Origin of the sequence: Mucilaginibacter frigoritolerans, from assembly GCF_007830615.1 — a bacterium.
GTDB lineage: Bacteria > Bacteroidota > Bacteroidia > Sphingobacteriales > Sphingobacteriaceae > Mucilaginibacter > Mucilaginibacter frigoritolerans.
The window spans coordinates 395016-415313 of the sequence record NZ_VLLI01000003.1; the positions used below are offsets into that span (position 1 = coordinate 395016).

20 protein-coding genes are annotated in these 20298 nt (G+C 39.5%); 7 read left to right on the top strand and 13 right to left on the bottom strand.

Features of this window, described 5'->3' with window-relative positions; all coding sequences use genetic code 11:
- Positions 1–65 precede the first annotated feature (65 nt).
- Together JN11_RS07505 and rpsT are read right to left on the bottom strand one after the other, a co-directional pair.
- A complete protein-coding gene (locus tag JN11_RS07505; protein WP_144911246.1) occupies positions 66–2273 on the bottom strand; it encodes a tetratricopeptide repeat-containing sensor histidine kinase in 2208 nt (735 codons plus the stop codon).
- A 162-nt stretch (positions 2274–2435) separates the two neighbouring features.
- Positions 2436–2690, bottom strand: coding sequence for a 30S ribosomal protein S20 (gene rpsT / locus JN11_RS07510; RefSeq protein WP_144911248.1), 255 nt, complete (start codon positions 2688–2690; stop codon positions 2436–2438).
- A 202-nt stretch (positions 2691–2892) separates the two neighbouring features.
- On the opposite strand from rpsT, the gene JN11_RS07515 reads away from it, so the two are divergent.
- Complete coding sequence (locus tag JN11_RS07515) at positions 2893–3852, top strand: zinc dependent phospholipase C family protein (RefSeq protein WP_144911250.1); 960 nt, start codon at positions 2893–2895, stop codon at positions 3850–3852.
- 8 nt (positions 3853–3860) lie between these two features.
- Here JN11_RS07515 and JN11_RS07520 read toward each other — a convergent pair whose 3' ends face one another.
- From JN11_RS07520 to JN11_RS07555, 8 genes are all read right to left on the bottom strand, one after another.
- A complete protein-coding gene (locus tag JN11_RS07520) occupies positions 3861–4514 on the bottom strand; it encodes a VTT domain-containing protein (RefSeq protein ID WP_144911252.1) in 654 nt (217 codons plus the stop codon).
- A 70-nt stretch (positions 4515–4584) separates the two neighbouring features.
- Positions 4585–5316 (bottom strand): DUF4397 domain-containing protein, encoded by a 732-nt coding sequence (locus tag JN11_RS07525; RefSeq protein ID WP_170227711.1) that lies wholly within the window; start codon positions 5314–5316, stop codon positions 4585–4587.
- Between the two features lie 10 nt (positions 5317–5326).
- Complete coding sequence (locus JN11_RS07530; protein WP_144911256.1) at positions 5327–6007, bottom strand: DUF4397 domain-containing protein; 681 nt, start codon at positions 6005–6007, stop codon at positions 5327–5329.
- A gap of 191 nt (positions 6008–6198) precedes the next feature.
- The gene (dnaN, locus tag JN11_RS07535) at positions 6199–7323 is read right to left on the bottom strand and encodes a DNA polymerase III subunit beta (protein WP_144911258.1); all 1125 of its coding nucleotides are present in this window, start codon (positions 7321–7323) and stop codon (positions 6199–6201) included.
- Positions 7324–7356: 33 nt separating this feature from the next.
- A complete protein-coding gene (gldG, locus tag JN11_RS07540) occupies positions 7357–9771 on the bottom strand; it encodes a gliding motility-associated ABC transporter substrate-binding protein GldG (RefSeq protein ID WP_144911259.1) in 2415 nt (804 codons plus the stop codon).
- A gap of 111 nt (positions 9772–9882) precedes the next feature.
- Positions 9883–10437, bottom strand: a complete 555-nt coding sequence (locus tag JN11_RS07545) for a porin family protein (RefSeq protein ID WP_144911261.1) — start codon at positions 10435–10437, stop codon at positions 9883–9885.
- Between the two features lie 118 nt (positions 10438–10555).
- On the bottom strand, positions 10556–11089 hold the full coding sequence (locus JN11_RS07550; RefSeq protein ID WP_144911263.1) for a hypothetical protein: 534 nt from the start codon (positions 11087–11089) through the stop codon (positions 10556–10558).
- A 198-nt stretch (positions 11090–11287) separates the two neighbouring features.
- On the bottom strand, positions 11288–11995 hold the full coding sequence (locus JN11_RS07555; protein ID WP_144911265.1) for an ATP-binding cassette domain-containing protein: 708 nt from the start codon (positions 11993–11995) through the stop codon (positions 11288–11290).
- Positions 11996–12344: 349 nt separating this feature from the next.
- Here JN11_RS07555 and JN11_RS07560 point away from each other — a divergent pair, with 349 nt between their 5' ends.
- The 3 genes from JN11_RS07560 (at position 12345) to JN11_RS07570 (ending at position 14772) form a co-directional block, all read left to right on the top strand.
- A complete protein-coding gene (locus tag JN11_RS07560) occupies positions 12345–13214 on the top strand; it encodes a carbon-nitrogen hydrolase (protein WP_144911267.1) in 870 nt (289 codons plus the stop codon).
- Positions 13215–13307: 93 nt separating this feature from the next.
- Positions 13308–13661, top strand: coding sequence for a four helix bundle protein (locus JN11_RS07565; RefSeq protein ID WP_144911269.1), 354 nt, complete (start codon positions 13308–13310; stop codon positions 13659–13661).
- Between the two features lie 64 nt (positions 13662–13725).
- The gene (locus tag JN11_RS07570; RefSeq protein ID WP_144911271.1) at positions 13726–14772 is read left to right on the top strand and encodes an agmatine deiminase family protein; all 1047 of its coding nucleotides are present in this window, start codon (positions 13726–13728) and stop codon (positions 14770–14772) included.
- 74 nt (positions 14773–14846) lie between these two features.
- Here the strand turns inward: JN11_RS07570 and JN11_RS07575 are convergent, their stop codons facing one another.
- A complete protein-coding gene (locus tag JN11_RS07575) occupies positions 14847–15728 on the bottom strand; it encodes an SDR family oxidoreductase (protein WP_144911273.1) in 882 nt (293 codons plus the stop codon).
- A gap of 141 nt (positions 15729–15869) precedes the next feature.
- Between JN11_RS07575 and JN11_RS07580 the strand changes: the two genes are divergently transcribed.
- Both JN11_RS07580 and JN11_RS07585 read left to right on the top strand, forming a co-directional pair.
- Positions 15870–16244, top strand: a complete 375-nt coding sequence (locus tag JN11_RS07580) for a winged helix-turn-helix transcriptional regulator (protein WP_144911275.1) — start codon at positions 15870–15872, stop codon at positions 16242–16244.
- A 132-nt stretch (positions 16245–16376) separates the two neighbouring features.
- Positions 16377–16751, top strand: coding sequence for a LiaF transmembrane domain-containing protein (locus JN11_RS07585; protein WP_144911276.1), 375 nt, complete (start codon positions 16377–16379; stop codon positions 16749–16751).
- Positions 16752–16825: 74 nt separating this feature from the next.
- Here the strand turns inward: JN11_RS07585 and JN11_RS07590 are convergent, their stop codons facing one another.
- On the bottom strand, positions 16826–17971 hold the full coding sequence (locus JN11_RS07590) for a hypothetical protein (protein ID WP_144911278.1): 1146 nt from the start codon (positions 17969–17971) through the stop codon (positions 16826–16828).
- 97 nt (positions 17972–18068) lie between these two features.
- Positions 18069–19229 carry a hypothetical protein gene (locus JN11_RS07595; RefSeq protein ID WP_144911280.1) on the bottom strand — a complete coding sequence of 387 codons (1161 nt, stop codon included), beginning with the start codon at positions 19227–19229 and terminating at the stop codon, positions 18069–18071.
- A 99-nt stretch (positions 19230–19328) separates the two neighbouring features.
- On the opposite strand from JN11_RS07595, the gene JN11_RS07600 reads away from it, so the two are divergent.
- On the top strand, positions 19329–20231 hold the full coding sequence (locus JN11_RS07600) for an SAM hydrolase/SAM-dependent halogenase family protein (protein WP_144911282.1): 903 nt from the start codon (positions 19329–19331) through the stop codon (positions 20229–20231).
- Positions 20232–20298: the final 67 nt, after the last annotated feature.

Below are 20298 nucleotides of genomic sequence, written 5' to 3' on the forward strand. Positions count from 1 at the left end.
AAAAAGCAAAAAGTCCGGGAGCTTACACTTCCGGACTTTTTGCTTTTTTCAAATTCCCTTGTTTCTTAAGCCATTTCCATCCTGGCTTCGTTAGATATAGCTACTGGTATGGTGAAAGAAAACTCAGTACCTTGTCCCGGCTTGCTGGTAACCCATATTTTACCGCTGCACCTTTCAACCAGATCTTTACAAAATAACATTCCCATACCTGTACCCGATTCATTATTGGTGCCTGTTTTGCTATTCACTTTGCCTTTAAACAGTTTATTCAGCTGTTCATTGCTCATGCCAATACCGGTATCTTTAACAGTAATTAAATGGCTATGGTCATCCTGCTGTGAAGCAGTAATTTCAATGGTATCATTTTCATTCGAAAACTTAATGGCATTGGTTATCAAGTTGCGGATAACTATCCGGATAGAGTTTGGATCAGCCGAAGCCATCATATGATCTGGAACGCTATCAATCAGGGTTATTCCTTTCATTGCAGCTTGTTCATTATAACTTTCCGCTTCATATGCTACAATATCTTTTATATAAAAGCTTTTTGCAGAACTTTCAAAATTTTCCATCTGGCTGTTGATCCAGAATAATAAAGTATCTAAAAAGTCAGACGTGTATTCAAGTTTTTTTAACACACCGGGTATCATTTCCAGCAATTGCTGATGGGTAATGGTATCATCCTGCAAAAGGCTGAATAAACCGCGCAGCGTACTTAAGGGCGCCCTTAAATCATGAGCTAAAACTGATATAAGCCTGTCTTTTAAAACATTTAAATCATTAAGTTTCTGTGCCTGGTCATCCAGATCTGTTTTTTGCTGCAAAACCTCATGATTCTTTTCTTCCAGCATCAGGTTAATTTTTTGCTGCTTACGTTTTTGCCTGTAATAAACAATTGATATAGCAACCATCCCCAGTATAATGGTCAAGAATATCATATTAATAAGCTGCTGCTGCTTAATACTTTGCTTATACAAAATTTCCTTTTCGTGCTGCTGTTGTGCCAGTTGATGCTGTTTGGTTGCAAAATTAAGCTCCAGGTTATAAGAGGTTAGCTTTTGCATGCTCTCATTATTATTAAGACTATCCTTGAGATCAATATACTGGCGTAATAATTTATAGGCATCGTCATATCTGCCCAAACCAGCCAGTGTTTTATTTAACTGCAGGGCTGCGTTTGACCGAACCGACAGGTTACCCAGTTTTTTCGCCAGGTTCTGGCCCTGCATTGCATATTTATAGGCATTTATATAGTCGCCGCGCAAATTATACATGGTAGCAAAACCTATCAGTGTATAAGCCTCATTATATACAATTTTATATTTCTGGGCAATATCTAACGATTTTTGTAAATACTGCATAGAAAGCGCTGCCTGGTGCTTATTGGCATAACACAAGCCCAAATCATTGTATACAGAGCTCATACCATCCTTATCATCTTGCTTTTGCGCTATTTTAACTGCTTTATCCAGATACGTGATAGCCTTGTCATAATTCTTTTGCGCAAGCATAACCTCACCAATATTTTGATTTACAGTACCTACACCATTAAGATCTTTAGTACCCTGAAACAGCTTAAGCGCTATTTTAAAATACTCCAAAGCTTTTGGATAAGCTTCCATACTCTGCAAAACAACACCTATGTCATTATAATTTGCAGCCATGTAAGGTATGTTATGATCTTTTATGGCAATAAAAAGTGCTTTGTAATAATAATCGAGGGCTTTTGACAGCTCGCCTTTGCTATAATAAACTATACCAATATTTTTATAGCTATTGGTTATACTTTGATCATTGCCTGATTTTATATTGATTTGTAGAGATTGATTTAAGTAACTAAGAGCCAGATCATATTTAGCCAACAAATTATACATACGGCCGCATAGGGCATAACAATTACCAAGGCCAACAAAATTATTTGTGCTTTTATAAATGGCTATAGCTTCATTAAAATCCTGTTCGGCTAATTTAAAGTCACCCTTAAAAAAACTGGCATGCGCAGTTTGTACCAATCCGTTGGCTATACCCGGCTTATAGTTTACTTTTCGTGAAAGTTCTACACTCTTTTGAGCGTAATAAAGGGTACTGTCCGGATTTGAATCAAAGTAATTGGCGGCTAGTGCATTCAGCCTGTTAATATAAAGGGTATCCGTCTCATCTTCTTTTTTAGATGAAGCTACAAGCGTTTTTAAACTATCCAGACGCCCCCTGTTAATCAGGCAAAACCCGTTTAAAGAAAGCACCAAGAAAGCAATAGTTAAATAAATTCTCAAGATAATACGCCCCTTAATTTCGCTAAATTTATACCAACACGCTTTGTGTTAATACCTTTTGTACGAAAACAGCATATAATTTTGTTTTGTCAAAATAGAACAAAATAAAAAAAGCCCGTTTCTTACAAAGAAAACAGGCTTTTTCACGAAATATTTTTTACCTTATTTAAGGTTATTTACAAATTTAGTAAGCTTTGATTTGTTATTCGAAGCTTTGTTTTTATGAATAACATTCTTTTTCGCTAAACGATCAAGCATTGATATAACCTTAGTTAAAAGTACACCTGCTTCAGCTTTGCTGCTAGTGCTTCTTAATTTTTTGATGGCGTTCCTGGTGGTTTTTGCCTGGTACCTGTTACGTAAACGCTTCGCAGCGTTAGCACGGATCCTTTTTAATGATGATTTATGATTTGCCATTGTATAGCTTTGTTATTCTTTCTACTATTTTTAAGGACTGCAAATATAGGATGATTATTTTAATTTTCAAATACCTTTTTTTATTTAGTTTTTTAAAGGGCTATTTTATTAAAATACTTTAAAGTTAGCCTGTTATATTTTATAGTAAAAGCTTTACCCTTTTCTTATTATCTTCAAACGCTCAAACCTTTCAATGTTTGTTATGAAACCATCATTCAGAATATTATCTGGATTCTTATTGATTATCTTTTGCTCATCGTGGGGATTTTATGCACATTACCGAATTAACAGGCTTGCCGTTTTTATACTACCTAAGGCAATGTCAGGTTTTTACAGGGCTAATATTCAATTTATAACAGAACATGCCATCAGTGCTGATAAACGCCGTTACGTTGACACAACAGAAGCTCCCCGTCATTATTTAAATGCAGATCACTATGGCAAAAAACCTTTTGGCAATATCCCGCAGAACTGGGATGACGCCGCGCTGAAGTTCACAGCCGATACGGTTATTAAATACGGCACCGTTCCATGGACCATTCAATATAATTATTACCGGCTGGTAAAAGCGTTTAAAGAGCATGATACCACCGCCATTTTAAATACCTCTGCAAACCTGGGCCACTATATTGCTGATGCACATGTACCGTTGCACCTTACCCAAAACTATAACGGACAATTAACCAATCAAACCGGTATACATGCCTTATGGGAAAGCCGGATACCCGAATTATTTGGCAATCGGTATAGCTTATACGCCGGCAAGGCCCGTTATATTGAAAACCCGCTGGCCGAAGCATTTAAAATATGCCGCAGCTCGTTTAAAAGCGTTGATAGCGTATTGCTTTTTGAAAGGAAATTAAACAAATCATTCCCTCCTGATAAAAAATACGTAATTGAAAAAAGAGGGAAAAAACAGGTAAGTAACTATTCCGAAGCTTATGCAAAGGCTTACCAAACCATGTTACAAGGCATGGTGCAGCGCCGAATGCGCTCGGCTATTTTATCAGTAGGCAGTTTCTGGTACTCTGCCTGGGTTGATGCCGGGCAGCCCGATCTGGATAAATTAATTGCACAGCCCTTAAGTAAAGATGATATGGCTAAAATCCAGCAGGAAGAAATCAGCTTTAAAAACACAAAAGCAATAATAAGGGTAAAGTAAAGCTGCTATTAAGCAGCCTGTTTCTTACTCATACGGCTTTTTACAGCAGCAAAAATTGGAGGGACTACAGACACCAAAATAATCACCACACCTACCAAAGCAAAATGCGCTTTAAAGAAAGGTACATTCCCCAAAAAGTATCCAGCAAAAAGAAACACAATGATCCATGATGCGCCACCAATAATATTATAAAGGCTGTATTTCAGGAACGACATTTTACTTACCCCGGCTACAAAAGGGGCTATAGTTCTGATAATGGGCATAAAGCGGCTAAAAATCACTGCCAATGCACCATGTTTTTCAAAAAAAGCATGTGTTTGCAGATAATAATCAAGCTTAAGTATTTTATTTTCTGGCTTAAACACTTTGGGGCCCAGATAACTTCCCAGCATATAATTTACTGTATTGCCGGTAAAGGCAGCAACAATTAAAATAAGCGCCAGCATATAAATGCTTAAGCCTGTATTTCCGGCAGCTATTAAGGCACCTGCGGCAAATAATAATGAGTCGCCAGGTAAAAACGGGGTAATTACAAAACCTGTTTCGGCAAATATGATGGCAAATAATATCAGATAAGTTAAAGCATGATACTGACTTATTATATCAGCAAGGTGCTTATCAATATGTAAAATAAAATCAATGAGGCTTTTAACTAGTTCCAAGGCTTTGTTGTTTTGGGGCAAAAATATAAATTATATTCAGTATCGGTGGTTTTATATCTCCAGAGAATGCTTACTTGTTGGTAATAAACCCCGAATTAAACGCCGCCGAATCTGACCGGGTGGTATAACCATAAGCATAAATAGTGTACAGTCTTCCATCTTGTACTGTTACGGTGGACTGCTCACTTAATATGGCTGTGCCGCCTGCGGCTTTTATTTGTATATCATAATTACCAACAGGTACTTCAATGAATTTTGAATTGGTTGGATATAGCTGTGCACCAAAAGCCAGTGTTCCATTAGCATACATATCAAGACCGCCGGTTGCACTTGGTGATACATTAACAAACCTTATTTTTGCCCGGCCTATTGCGGGTTCAGTTGCAGTATCAACGGTAAAAAGCTGCTGTGGCACACCATTTACTGCTGTACCGGTAATAAATAAACTGTATTTTAAACCAGTTTTTAAAGAATCACTGCGTGAAAACAAAGTGGTACCTGAGTTTCCATTATAAATAAATGGCCTGAACTGATAAGGAATATCAACCGATGGCACATAAAAATAACCTGAATTAACGCCATATATATATGGAGTGGTTAAAGAGTTTACCTGGTTATAATCAATATAAAGAGAAATATACCCTAAGTTGGGACTCAAATTCAGTATTTCGTATTGTATATTAAGCCCCGCCGCACTTGCCGCACCCGACTTACCGCATGATTGTATGGATGATATAAATAACACTCCTGCTACACCCAAACAAAACCAGATCCAGATATTGCGCATATTTTTATAAGCCATTTTAGCTTTTTTAATTAACATTAATTGCCACTCCAACATTAAATGCAGCGGTGCCCGTTCCCTTTAATAATCCCTTCGAATACAAAGTATATATATAAGCCGGTTGAAATACAATAGACGTATCTTTTAAAAGTAGAGATGTACTTGCCTGATAAATTTTAATCTCTTTTACTCCGCTCGCCATTGCCGCAAATGACGATGATGATTTAAAGGCGACTGAAGCAAAACTAATGGTATCTCCAACAAAAACATTAAGCGCGCCTGCATCAGGCGATACATTTACAAACCTTACCTGCGTGGTATCCAAATGACCTGTTATAGTATCAAGTTGATCTGTTGTCTTAAGTGTTTCACTTGCCGATGGGCCATACACAAAAACAGAAGTGTAGGTACTGTCAGTTAAATCCTCCGGCAAACTAAATAGAATGGCAGAAGTACCTATTTTTTTAAACTGATAATTTTGTATTCCGGCTGGTACCGACAGATAATAAGATTGCCCCCCCGGATATAAACTTGAGGTATTATTTTGACGGGTACCGTTTAAAAAGAAATTTAAGGTATCAACAGATGCATTTACAATATTTAAACCAGTAGTAACTTTCTTTGCAAAAACCTCATCATTGTTTTTACAGGAATAAAATACTATTAGCACAGCAGCCATAACCCATAAAACCGAAAATCTCTTATCCATATAAATAATTGCTATAATAACTGCGTATTAAACATTTTGTTATAGTACCCGAACAAAAAAGTCCGGTTCTATGCCGGACTTTTGTATTAGTGATCAGCGATAAGTGGCTGGAGATAAGTCTTGACAGTTAAATAAACAGTTTTAGTAAAACCGATGATCCTAACCTCTACTCACCAACCTCTAATTACTAATTATGCGTAGCTGTTAAGCATTACCGGCATCACAAGCATCAATACGTCCTCGTTTTCATCACCACCCTGTGGTAGTAATAAACCGGCACGGTTGGGGGTCGACATTTCAAGCACAACCTCTTCGCAGCTCAGGTTCTTTAGCATTTCTATTAAAAAACGGGCGTTAAAACCAATTTCCATATCCTCACCTTCATATTGGCAGGTTAAACGCTCGTGTGCCTCGTTAGCAAAATCAATATCTTCTGATGATATATTTAACTCGCTGCCGTTTATTTTAAGCCTTACCTGGTGGGTAGTTTTGTTAGCATAAATAGCTACACGGCTTAATGAACTTAAAAACGACTGACGGTCAATATTCAATTTATTAGGGTTATTCAATGGAATAACGGCCTCATAATCAGGGTAACGCTCATCAATTAAGCGACAAACCAGGTTAATATTACCAAATTTAAAAAATGCGCTGGTGGTGTTATATTCTACCGAAACATTAACGTCATCACTTGGTAATGATGATTTTAATAAGGTTAACGCTTTTTTAGGTAATATAAATGAGCTGGTGCTGGCAGCTTTAGCGTCCTTACGGCGGTAACGTACCAGTTTGTGGGCATCAGTAGCCACAAAAGTAAGGTACTGGGTTGATAGCTGGCAGTAAACCCCCGTCATTGCCGGGCGCAATTCGTCATTACTAACAGCAAAAATGGTTTTATTAATGGCCTCTGCCAAAACAGATGCAGGCAGGTTTACTGATGATGCATTTTCAACAACCGGTATTTTCGGAAAGTCTTCTCCGTTTTCGCCATTCAGTTTGTATTTACCATCACCGGCATTTATTTCAATAGCAAAAGTTTTATCATCAACAGAAAAAGCTATAGGCTGCTCCGGTAATGATTTTAAAGTTTCTAACAAAATGCGTGATGGTATAGCGATACGGCCATTTTCCTTTGACTCAACCGGCAATGAAGTAGTCATGCTGGTTTGCAAATCGGTAGCCGAAATGGTTAAGTTTCCATCTTTTATCTCGAACAAAAAGTTCTCCAGTATGGGCAACACAGTACTACTGCTCAGTGCACCGCTAACAGCCTGCAATTGCTTAAGTAAGGTTGATGTAGAAACAATAAATCTCATATAATTACAATTAATCAATCAAAAGTATAAAATTTAATGTGCATACTTCCTCCTGCGGATATAATGTTGAAAAATAGCAAATATTACCAACAAAGCCAAAGGTATAACCGTGTTAATTACCTGCCAGTACAGCTTTTCGCTACGTACACGGGCACGGTTAAGCAGGCGTATTTTAACCTCTTTGGTACGCAGGGCAATAAGGCCCGAATCGTCCGTCATATAATCGGCAATGTTCAATAACAGGTTCTTGTTGCCAAAATCCTGGCGCATATACTGGTCATATCCCAGCGGATATGGCGAGCCATCGGCGCCTACCTGGTTCTTAAATATATCGCCATCACTAATCACAATCATTTTAGTAGGTACACTTTGCGGTAACTGGTTTACATGCTCAGTTAATCCGGGCGGCGTGGGCCTGTTCAGGAAATCGCTCTGAAACTTACCTTCCAGTAATACAGCCACCGTTTTCGGCGCACTCTGAAACTGTTTCGGATCGGGTTCCTGCTCAATAGCCTGTAATGATATAATATGCGGCGCGCTTATTTTTTTATTATAAGGCGATGAAGTAAGCAGAATAGTAGTTTTAACATTTTTAACCGCCAGTGTATCAATGGTGCTGGCAAATTCACTTCTTATACCATCCAGATTTTTCACTATCGGGTTTTTTGAAAGCGGCATAAACACCGGGTAAAATAACCACGGCACCATCTGAATTTGCGCCTGGCCGCCAACATTGCCGGTAGCAATAGGTATTTGTGCACAGCTGATATCGGCAATCAAATCATAGTTAATACGTACACCATAAGTAAACAGCTGATCATCCAGATCCAACTGTTTCGGGAACGACATCTGGTCGCCGCCATGCCCGCGCAGGCTATCCAGTTCAGCATTTACCTGGTCTATCGACCATAATACCCTGCCGCCACGCATTACAAACTGGTCAATCTTAAATTTCTCCAGCTCATTAAGCGCCGTATCCGGTTTAGGGATAATCAGCAATTTAACTCTTTGCAATACGCTGAAAGGTACTGTCTTCAGGTTAATCCGGCCAATTTCAAATCCGTCTGATAATGATTTCATGGCATCATTCAGTTGCACATCGCTCAGCTCATGATCGCCCTCGGCAAAAGCAACAATAGGCTTGCCGCCACTGGTTATTTTTTTAATGGCCGATGAAAACGCATATTCAAGGTTCTGGATAGAGTTGTTATAAATCTCCTCATCTGTAAGCCCAATACGGTTCTGCAATAAATTAACAGCAATGTATTTTCCTTTATATTCTACCAATGCTTCAGGGAAAAGCAGCATCTGGGTAACGCCATTATCCGTTTTTATACTGGTTGGTTGTGCAGCAATTCCTTTAGCTGCTAATGAATCATAAGCTGCTTTTTGCAAACTATCGGGTAATCCTTTTATAGCCGATACCGCATCAACCAATTCAAATTCAATTTGGTGGTGACTATAGGCCTGCAAATCGCTCAGCATATCAATGGTAGCGCGTTGCAGGCGTTTCATTTCGCCATTAAAGTTTTCGCCCTTTAAATAAACAGCTACCCTTACAGGTGCCTTCAGGGTATCCATTATACTACGGCTAACTTTTGATATGGTGAAACGTTTTTCTTTGGTAAAATCAAAACGGGTAAAAGTAAAAACAGATACTATCCAAAGGAAAACCAACACGCCTATTGCCGAAAAGCAATACTTTGCATCTTTACTAAAAATGCTTTTTTGCCTTTGCCTTATTAATACAAACAGGGTAAGGCAAATAAACAAGCCGGTAAGGATAATGAAATAAGTTAAATCGCGGGTATCAAGCACGCCACGGCTTACTGACTGATAATGGGCGGTGATACCAAAATTTTCAAGACTAAGGCTTTGCAACGATAAAAGCTGGCCCAATGAATCAAATCCGCTGTAAAAAAAGAAACAAAGAAATACAGCGACAGTAAAAGCAATAATTTGATTTTTGCTGATAGACGATGCAAACAAACCTATTGCTGCAAAGCTTGCACCCAGTAAAAACAGACCTATGTATGAGCCAATAACTCCGCCGGTATCAATATTGCCCTGCGGTGTGCCTAAGGTGTAAACCGAGTAATAATAAACCAGTGTAGGCAATAATGCAAAAAGCACTATTAAAAGGCTGGCGAAATATTTACCCAATACTATTTGCCAATCGGTTAAGGGGCGGGTAAGTAATAATTCAAAAGTACCTTCCTTACGTTCTTCAGCCAGTGAGCGCATGGTAATGGCAGGTATCAGGAACATAAAAAGGTAGGGAGCAGTACTGAACAAACTATCCAGCCCTGCATAGCCGTAATCAAGGATGCTTGATTGGGGGAATACCCATAAAAACAATCCTAATATTATCAAAAAAACACCAATGGTAACATACGCCACCAACGAACTGAGGTAAGAAGTAATTTCTTTTTTGAGGATACTGAGCACTTGAAATATTTATGGATTGAATGCCGAAAGTACATAACTGCAGTAAAAACAACTATTGCAGCCGTATAATTATTGTGTTAATAAATTAAAATCTAAATGATCAGCCACTACCTAAAACCTTTCGGCTAAACGCAGTGCAAACTGGGCAAAGTTTGCCGGGTCTTTAAAGGGCCCGCTTATTCCGTAATCACCTTCTATATGCTTTTCTGGTTCCTGGCGCCATGATTCATACTTGATACCAATTTCAAAACCTTTCTTAAATGAATAACCAATACCGCCGGCAGAATCAAATGCACCACCGCCACCGTGCTGGCAATAAATAGCCTGTCCTAACTGACCTTCAGCATAAAAACCATTTACCAGAAAGTATTTAACACCCACTTTTACCGGCACATAGGCAATTGTTGAGGGCACATAAGCATTTTGGAGTTTTGTTTTTACACCAAATGATTCGTAACCAGCTTCTAAAGTAAAATTTAAATCTTTTTGAAAATGGTACTCATATTTTAACGAACCGCCAATACCAACATTTAATAATGCATTCATATTATTAAGTGGCTGTGCGCCATAAATACCCAAGTTAAAATCCCCGATTTTTGATGATTGGGCAAAACTATTAAAGGTAAAACCTAACGATAATGTTAATAGGAATATGATTTTTTTCATATTGGATTGTAGTACATGTAAGTTATAGCAAACATAAAAAATATTTGCAGCTTTTTTATCCCAAGGAATATTTAAACTTAACTATACATTACTATTTCACACTGTGGTTTTTTCAGCTTTATTTTATCTTGAAACGATAAGCAACACGCAGAGCAATCTGGCTTACGGTACCACCGCTTTCAACACGGCCCTCGTATCGTAAACCGATATCAATAGTCGCTTTATGTTTATTGGTTGGGGCCGATACGCCTATAATGGGTGCATAAATAAAAGCTGCCCTTGATGCGCTGTAATTTGGATTTACATTTACCGAAGCGCCCAAATCGCCCTCAAAATAGGCTATTTTTGAAAAATAGTATTTGCCACCAATTTCTACTGGCACATATGTAGCATTGTCGACAGAAATATTATCATCAAGTTTTACAATGTAATCTGTTATACCAGCAGTTAAAGTAAAACTGAAAGGACTTGCTGCAACCGGCCGCTCAAACTTAGCCGAGGCACCTATAACAGTGCCATAAAATGTACTTGCGGCCCCAACTGGTATACCATATTCAACTCCTAAACTTAAATGGCTATCGGTTTGCGCTTGTGCAAAGCAGGATACTGTACCCAGAAATAGTACAGCTACAAAAAGTAAAACAAATTTCATTTTTAATAAGGTCTTTAACTTACAGTTGTGAAACGACTACCATAAGTGAGCCTATTTACGGAAAGAACAAGTTAAATGTTGCTTATTATTTTTAAAAGACTGTTGTTCAACAGCCTTGTATTTTCTTTAAGGCAAATCCATCACCATAAATGAAAGATGATGGATTATTTACGAGTGAGACGTAGTGACCATTAATGGTTAACCATTAGTAAGGCCGATAAATATATTTTCTAGGGTTTTGCCATGATTGGCATTTCTTAATCCTTCCAGGGTATCATCTGCTACAATTTTTCCTTTATTGATGATGATTACATGATTACAAACAGCTTCAACCTCCTGCATAATATGCGTACTGAGGATAACTGTTTTTGTTTTTCCCAGATCGAGGATCAACTGGCGGATGCCGATTAACTGATTAGGGTCAAGGCCAGAGGTAGGTTCATCCAATATCAGCACCTGCGGATCATGCAAAATAGCCTGCGCCAAGCCTACACGCTGGCGGTAACCTTTGGATAGCTGTCCTATTTTTTTATGTTGTTCGGGTACCAGCCCGGTTAGTTCTATTACTTCCTCAATACGTTTTTGGGGCGATGCCATTTGGTGTATGCTGGCTATAAAAGCCATTGATTCTTTTACATACATATCCAAATAAAGGGCATTATTTTCTGGCAGGTAACCAATATTACGTTTAACTTCTATAGGCGCTTGCTCCACATCAAAACCACACACAGATGCCTTGCCCGAAGTTTGCGGAATAAACGTAGTCAGTATTTTCATGGTGGTTGATTTACCCGCACCATTGGGACCTAAAAAACCCAATACTCCCGGCTCTGCGCTAAAGCTAATGTTATCCACGGCCTTTTGTGCACCGTAAACTTTGGTTAATGATTCAACAACAATACTCATGCTTCAAATGTAAATTTTAGATATGAGATTTGAGGAAAATTTTTTGTTGGTTATAAAAAGCTGCTCGCAGAGTCGACTCACCCCGACGAGGCTTTGCCTGTCGACTCTCTCTATGGCAAGCCATAAAGAGGGTTAGAAAATAGGTCTTTTATTTTTTCACCCTCTTTCCGCCAAAGGCGAAGAGAGGGCGGTCCAGCGCAGCGTCGACCGGGTGAGTCTACTCTACGCGCGGCATCATCCCGTACACATTTCCCCCACCCTCATCCCACCGTAATTTTTATCAATGTAACGCTCAACCCTATCCTATTTCGCACTAAAAATCACTACTTTTGCGCAAATTTTTAGCGGGATGAGTAAAGTAAATGTAGGCCTGGTACAAATGAGCTGTACTGCCAATAAACAGGAAAATTTAGATAAAGCAATCAGCAAGGTTCGCGAAACTGCCAAAAAGGGTGCACAAATAATTTGCTTACAGGAATTATTTACCTCACTTTATTTTTGCGATGTGGAAGACTACGACAATTTTAAACTTGCCGAAGCTATTCCCGGTCCGTCTACCGATGCTTTATCAGCTGTTGCTAAAGAATTGAATGTGGTAATTATTGCCTCACTATTTGAAAAACGTGCGCAGGGCCTTTACCACAATACTACCGCTGTTTTAGATGCCGATGGTACTTACCTTGGTAAATACCGCAAAATGCACATCCCTGATGATCCCGGTTTTTACGAAAAATTTTACTTCACCCCTGGTGATCTGGGTTATAAAGTGTTTAAAACCAAATACGCTACCATTGGTGTGTTGATCTGCTGGGATCAATGGTATCCGGAAGCTGCCCGCATCACTGCATTAATGGGTGCCGAAATATTATTTTACCCAACAGCAATAGGCTGGGCCACCACGCAGGATGAAGCCACTAATGTAGAACAATATAATGCTTGGCAAACCATTCAACGTTCACATGCTGTGGCAAATGGTGTACACGTAGTGAGTGTTAACCGCGCAGGTGAAGAAGCAGGACTTAAATTCTGGGGCGGATCATTTTTTTCCAATCCATTTGGTACCGTAATTTATCAATCACCTCACGAAACCGAAGATATTGCCGTGCAGGAACTGGATTTGGATAAATCAGATTATTATCGCAGCCGCTGGCCATTTATGCGCGACAGGAGGATTGATTCTTACCAGCCAATAACTAAACGATTTATTGACGAGGAGTAAATTAGTCCATGGTCGATGGACCATAGACCATGGCTGGAAAATGGTTTTTGAATTAAACTAGCATCCATCCAAACATAAAATCACTGGAAAATAATGGCGTTTAAATTTGAGAATCTTCAGGTATGGCAAAAGGCTTTGGATTTAACTGAAGATATTGATCTTTTAACAAAAAAAAGTTTCCCAAAGGATGAGTTGTTCATTTTAACTTCGCAAATAAAACGAGCTGCGGATTCTGTAGTACTAAATATTGCTGAGGGATGTACCGGGCAAACCAATCCTGTTTTTAAAACTTTTCTGGGCTATTCGTTAAGGTCGGCAATAGAAGTAGTTTCCTGTTTGTTTATCACTAAAAAAAGAAATATAATAACAGATGATGATTTTCAAAAGCTATACAACGAATATCAATCACTTACGAAAATGATCACCTCTTTAAGAAATACGTTATAAATATTATATCACAAAAAACTCCTACCATGGACTATGGACCATGGACTATGGACCCTCATAAACTATGGACTTAAAAACTTTTCCTTCCCAATCAGGTTTCCACTTCCCTGCTGAGTGGGCCAAACATACGGCAACCTGGCTGAGCTGGCCGCATAAACAGGAATCATGGCCGGGCAAAATAGGCATGATCTATCATCGCTATGCCGAGTTTGTAAAAGCGCTTACCGAAGGCGAACTGGTGCGCATTAATGTGGGCGATGAGCAAATGAAAGCCTTTGCAAAACAGCAGCTGCAAATGGTTGGGGTTGATTTAACCAGGGTTGAGTTTTTTGATTTTGCAACCAATGATGCCTGGTGCCGCGATCACGGGCCCGCATTTTTAGTAAACCAGAATACTAAACAAAAAGTAATTGTTGATTGGGGCTATAATGCCTGGGGCGGCAAATATCCGCCGTTTGAGCTGGATGATGTGATTCCTACCAAAATTGGTGAGCATTTTGGTTTGCCGGTGTACCATCCGGGTATAGTAATGGAAGGCGGCTCGGTTGATTTTAATGGTGCCGGTACTGTATTAACTACTACTGCTTGTTTGCTCAACAAAAACCGAAACCCGCACTTAAATCAGCAGCAAATTGAAGAATACCTGTACAACTATTATGGTATGCAGCAGGTGCTTTGGCTGGGCGATGGTATTGTTGGTGATGATACCGACGGACATATTGATGATATTACCCGTTTTGTAAATGAAGATACCGTAGTTACCGTTGTTGAAGAAAATAAAAACGACGAGAACTACCACATCTTACAGGAAAACCTGCAAACCCTTAAAACCATGCGCCTGCTAAACGGCAAGCAATTAAATATTATTGAGTTGCCGATGCCAGATGCGGTGATCTACGACGATCAACGTTTACCGGCATCATATGCTAACTTTTATATTGGCAATACTGCCGTTGTGGTACCCACCTACCGTTCAAAAAATGACGATAAGGCGCTGGATATTTTACAACAGTGCTTCCCGGAAAGGAGAGTTATCGGCATTGACTCTACCGATATCATCTGGGGACTGGGTAGTTTCCATTGTTTGAGTCAGCAGGAGCCTGAAGTTTAAACAACGATATTATTATAGCAAAAAAGCGGAATGGATTTCACCATTCCGCTTTTTCTTTTTAGGCAGATCTGTTATTATTTTTTATAAACCGATTGCAGGTAAGTAGCAACACTTACAGGCTTACGGCCCAAAATAGTTTCCAGCTCATTGGTAACATTTTCAAACTCACCTTGCGCATTGGCCTGGCTAAAGCCTGCAAAAAGACCAATATATTCGGCAGGTACGCCTGCTTTGGTAAGTGTAGCTTCAAATTCAGGTACTGAAGCAGCAACGTAGTTTATTTTTACCCCGGTAATACCACTTATAATTTCGGCAATTTGCGCCCATGATACACCTTCGCTACCAGCCAGTTCAAATGATTTATTGATGTATTTCCCGCTTTCATCCAGCAATACGTTTGCACCCGCTTCGGCCTGATCGGTACGCAGTGCAAAAGCTGTTTTACCATCGCCGGCAGGCAAATAAATAATTTTGGTATCCAGCAGATGTTCGCCAGCAAAAATGGGAATCATATCGGCATAAATACCGTGCTGCAATAGGGTGTAATTTAACCCCGATGCTTTCAGTTTTGCCTCGGTGCTTAAATGCGAGTGGGCCACAAAAGCAATGGGTGTGGTATCAGTTTCGTTTTTGCGCTGAAAGCTGGTATACACCACGTGCTTTACTCCTGCTTCTTTAGCGGCGTTTACCACATTGTCATGCTGCTGGGCACGGTTAGCAATATCATTGCCCGATACCATGTAAACTTTATCAATCCCCTTAAAAGCACTTACCAGCGATGCATAATCACTATAGTCGCCCACATGAATGGTAACGCCCTGCGCTTTAAATCCGTCAGCTTTGGCGGCATCGCGTACCAAAATATGAATGTTGCTTGCTGCTGTTTTTTTCAGCAGGCTTTCGGTTACTGCTTTACCTAATTGGCCGGTTGCACCGGTTACTAAAATATGGCTCATTGTTTTTTGTTTTTTTAATGAATAAAATTTATTACTTACTTTTAGAGAGTTAAAAGTAAATAGTAACCTACTACAAAACAAGAAGGCACTTTTAAATCAGTCACTTACCCCCGGGTAAGTATTACTGAAAAACAACTAGTTATGATTGCAGAAAATTATAAAAATTACAGTTTGGTGGATGATTGTCCGGTTAGAAACGTGCTGGACAGGGTGGGCGACAAATGGTCGATACTCATTATCTCTATTTTAGGCGAGTGTGGCACGCTGCGTTTTAACGAGCTGAACAATTTAATTGGCAATATATCGCAAAAGATGCTTACCGTAACGCTTAAAACCCTGGAAGCAGATGGCCTGGTTGACCGAAAGATGTATCCGCAAATACCACCGAAGGTGGAGTATAGCCTTACCCCGCTTGGCGAAAGCCTGTTGCCTTTTATTGAGAGCCTTACCCACTGGGCAAAAGAGAACATGCCTGCTATATTAGTATCGAGGGCTAAGTATAAGAGCAACAACTAACGGTAAAAAACGGTAGCGTTGTTTACCGACAAATTATCCCTCCCTGCCGACTTCCGCAACCTGCCTGCCAATATTGCATTGCCCGCGGTTCTATATCGCCCTACATTTGGGTAAGATTTAAAACTAATAGCAATGACAACTTTAACAGACATCCCAAATAAAACAAACCGCAAAACACTTGCAGGCATCATTATATTAATCATCGGCAGCGTATTGCTGATCAATCAGCTTGATATTTTCTTTTTCCCTCACTGGCTGTTTAGCTGGCCAATGTGGATGATAGGCTATGGCTTTTACATGGGCTATAAATACAACTTCAAAAAACCTTTCTGGATTTGGGTAACCGTACTGGGCTTTGCCTTTTTAGTAACCCAAAACATTGATAATGCCGGCAGGTTTATGTGGCCAATATCCATCATTGGCGTAGGTACCTGGATGGTATTAAAACATAACAACAAATACAAAGACGAGCCTTACCAGGCCAATAATAAATATACAGAGATATAATACAGGTTAATTTTCATAGTGGTTAGGCGCCGGGCAGGGAAACTTGTCCGGCGTCTTTTTTATGTTGAACGATATTAGTTAGAAACCGTGAACCAGGGAATGTTAAACAAACCATGCTTTAGGTTTACGGTTATACTACTGCCTACAGGATGCCGATAGTAAATTTTGCTTGAAACCTCAATACTCCCTGGACTGCCATGTTCTTCCCATGGTTTTAAATAAAGATAGTAGTGTGTGCCTTTACTATTGCTTATATCAACACTTTCAACTTTGGTATAGATTATCTGAGGTTTTGACTCATCAAAAACGCAATTAATGGTAACAATGTTTCCATACATATACATAACTGATATTAAAAGCATGAAAAATATTTGGCCGCCTTTAGGCAAAGCATTATTAATACCAGTTTTGTATAAAAGGAAGGAAATGAATAGTGCACTAATAATTATCAGAATAAAGGCATTTTGGAACTGATAAATCTCATAATCGCCAATTGACTTAACAAGTGTAATTATAGCCGGAACCATAAAGCCAATCACAATAAACCAATAAACACTTCTCTTACTGTCTGATACAAACTTAATCAGCCCGCTACTAAACTGCATAACCAAAATCCCTGCTAAAGGATAAAGAAACAGGAATAACACGGTGAATTTGTTACTGAAGAATAACATGGCAAAACCGCCAACGCCTCCCCAAATATTGTATGCTATTGATATTTGCTTGGCTTTTTCAATTTTTTTATTGCGTTCCTCTTCGGTAGCTCCAAGACTGGTATCGTTTGCTAGTTTTTCTTGTTCCTGCTTTAAATCAACTTCATTCAAATCAGCAAAGTTCTCTTTTAGCCATTTGGCCAAATCCTCACTGTTCCCTAAATCCGAATAATTATTAATGGTGATTTTAGTGTGATTTGGAGCTGCTGATTCTATTACGATCACTTTGGGAGTAATTCTGCAACCTTTTACGTTTGCGGTTGGTATCTCTTTAGTACCAAACGCATTTATACTGATGATGCCATCTGCAGAAATAATGATCTTTCTTCTAATCTGGCTTACAATAATCCAAAGGGCAAGCAGAAATATAACTATGGGAAATGCCAACAGGCCATCACCTGTTCTGGAGCGATCAAGCGACAAAAGGAACAGCGCAAATGCGATCATTAAAAATGCAGCAATACTGTAGAATATCTTATAACCTCTTGAATTGGTAAATTCTTCCATTATTTATAATTGTGATGGGTTAAAAATATACATTAACGGCAATAATTGATGTAAATAGTAACCTGCAATGTTAGCACCTTTTCAAGCTCTACATATTTTACTTTGTCAAATAAAACCAGGGCACATTTAGCAAGCCTTTTTTAAGGTTTACATTTACCTGCCCACCAACCTGCACCTTGTAGTAAAATGATGCGGGTACGGCAACGTTTTCTTCTTTCTGGTGCGGGCCCCATTGTCCAATTACAATATGATAGGTTGTACTTTTGCCATGCGATATGTGGGCATCAGTTACGGTAGCTGCATAAACTTGTGGTGATGACTGGTCGAGTGCACAATTCATTAATAACGAACTCCCAAACCCTAAAATAGCCGATGTTAAAATGATGAATATAATCTGGCTGCCCAGCGTAGCATTAGCCTTCTTTACAGAAAGGTAGTATAACACCGCAAAACAGATCACTGCAAATACAATGGCAGGCATCCATAAATTATCATAGCTCAATATATCCGCATTCAACAACGCCTGTATTACGGCGGCCATTGATGATAAAAACAAACCGGTAAAAATGGCTGGGTAGGCGCTGTTCTTTTTGGCAAACAACCTTATTATTCCTTTACTGGTGCCCATTATAACTATACCCGCTATGGGATAAAGCAGCGTTACAATTGCCAATATAGGATTCGTCATATGTGCATAGGCGGTAAAAAAGAATAACCCCATGCCCCCAAAACCATAATACATGGTTAGCTGGCGTGATTTTTTTAATACAGAATCCCTATCCTCCTCTGTACGTCCTAAACTGGTATCCTGCAGAATCTCGTTTCTTTCCGCATCATAATCTACCGCGTTTAAATCGGCAAAATGTTCATTAAGCCATTGAATCAATTCTTTATAGCTGCCAATACTGGCATAGTCTCTAATAGTTATTTTTCCATAACCGTCAACTACCGATTCAATATAAATTGCCTTTTCCGCTACCCTGAATCCTTTGATATCCGCTTTTAAAAATTCTTTTGAACCCCAGATAGAGTAGTATGAAACACTTTCGTCTGAAACAATTACCTTTCTTTTATAAAGATTGATAGCGATGGCTACCGCCCCGGCAAAAGCCACAACAGCGAATATGAGTAATGCTTCTGCGCCATTAACTGATTTTGCAACGTTTGCAAGCATTATTATTGACCCAACCAGCAATACAAGGGCAAATACGGCATATAAAATCTTATAGCCTGTTGAAGTAATATATTCTTGTTCCATTATTTATAATTGTGATGGTTTAAAAATATACATTTCTGCCAATATGCGGTGTAAATAATAAATTACTATTTTGTATCAGGTATCTTTTCCATTAATTGTATGAATAAAAAATTACCAATTGCTATTATTCTGTTTTTGCTTTTCGCGAAGCTATCTATCGCCCAAAACAAAATGGTGGTTTATCAAACCGATTTCGGGCTAAAAGATGGCGCCGTTTCCGAAATGAAGGGCGTTGCCATGGAAGTATCACCCGATTTAAAATTGTTCGACCTTACCCACGAGATCCCGGCCTACAACATTTGGGAAGCAGCTTATCGATTGGAGCAAACGGTAAGGTACTGGCCCGCAGGCACCGTATTTGTTTCGGTGGTTGATCCGGGTGTTGGAACCGATCGAAAGTCGGTGGTGCTCAAAACCAAATCGGGCCATTTTATTGTTTCGCCTGATAATGGCACGCTCACCCTAGTGGCACAATCACTAGGGATTGATCAGATCCGCCAGATTGATGAAAAAATCAACCGACGTAAAGACTCCCAAAAATCGTACACCTTTCACGGCAGGGATGTTTATTCTTATACCGCTGCGCGCCTGGCATCGGGCGTAATAACGTTTGAGCAAGTGGGCCCGCTATTACCTGTACAACAGGTGGTAAGTATCAATTATCAAAAGGCGCAGTTTTCCGGCAAAACCATTAAAGGCAATATCCCCGCGCTGGATGTGCAATACGGCAACGTGTGGACCAACATTCCCGATACCCTTTTCAATCAGCTTAAACCCCAATTTGGTGATGTTGTACAGGTGACTATCCTTTATAAAAACAAATCGGTTTACCAGGGCAGCATGCCTTACAGCCAAACTTTTGGCGAGGTAGCGGAGGGTAAGCCGCTGGCGTATATCAATAGTTTACTGCAATTATCATTTGCCTTAAACCAGGGCGATTTTGCCAAACAATACAGCATAAGCAGCGGCAGCGACTGGAGTGTGGAGGTAGGGTTGAAATAAAGGCGGAGAGGTGACTCACCCGAACATCGCTACGCTCGTTCTCCCTCTCTCCCGCAACCGGCAAAGA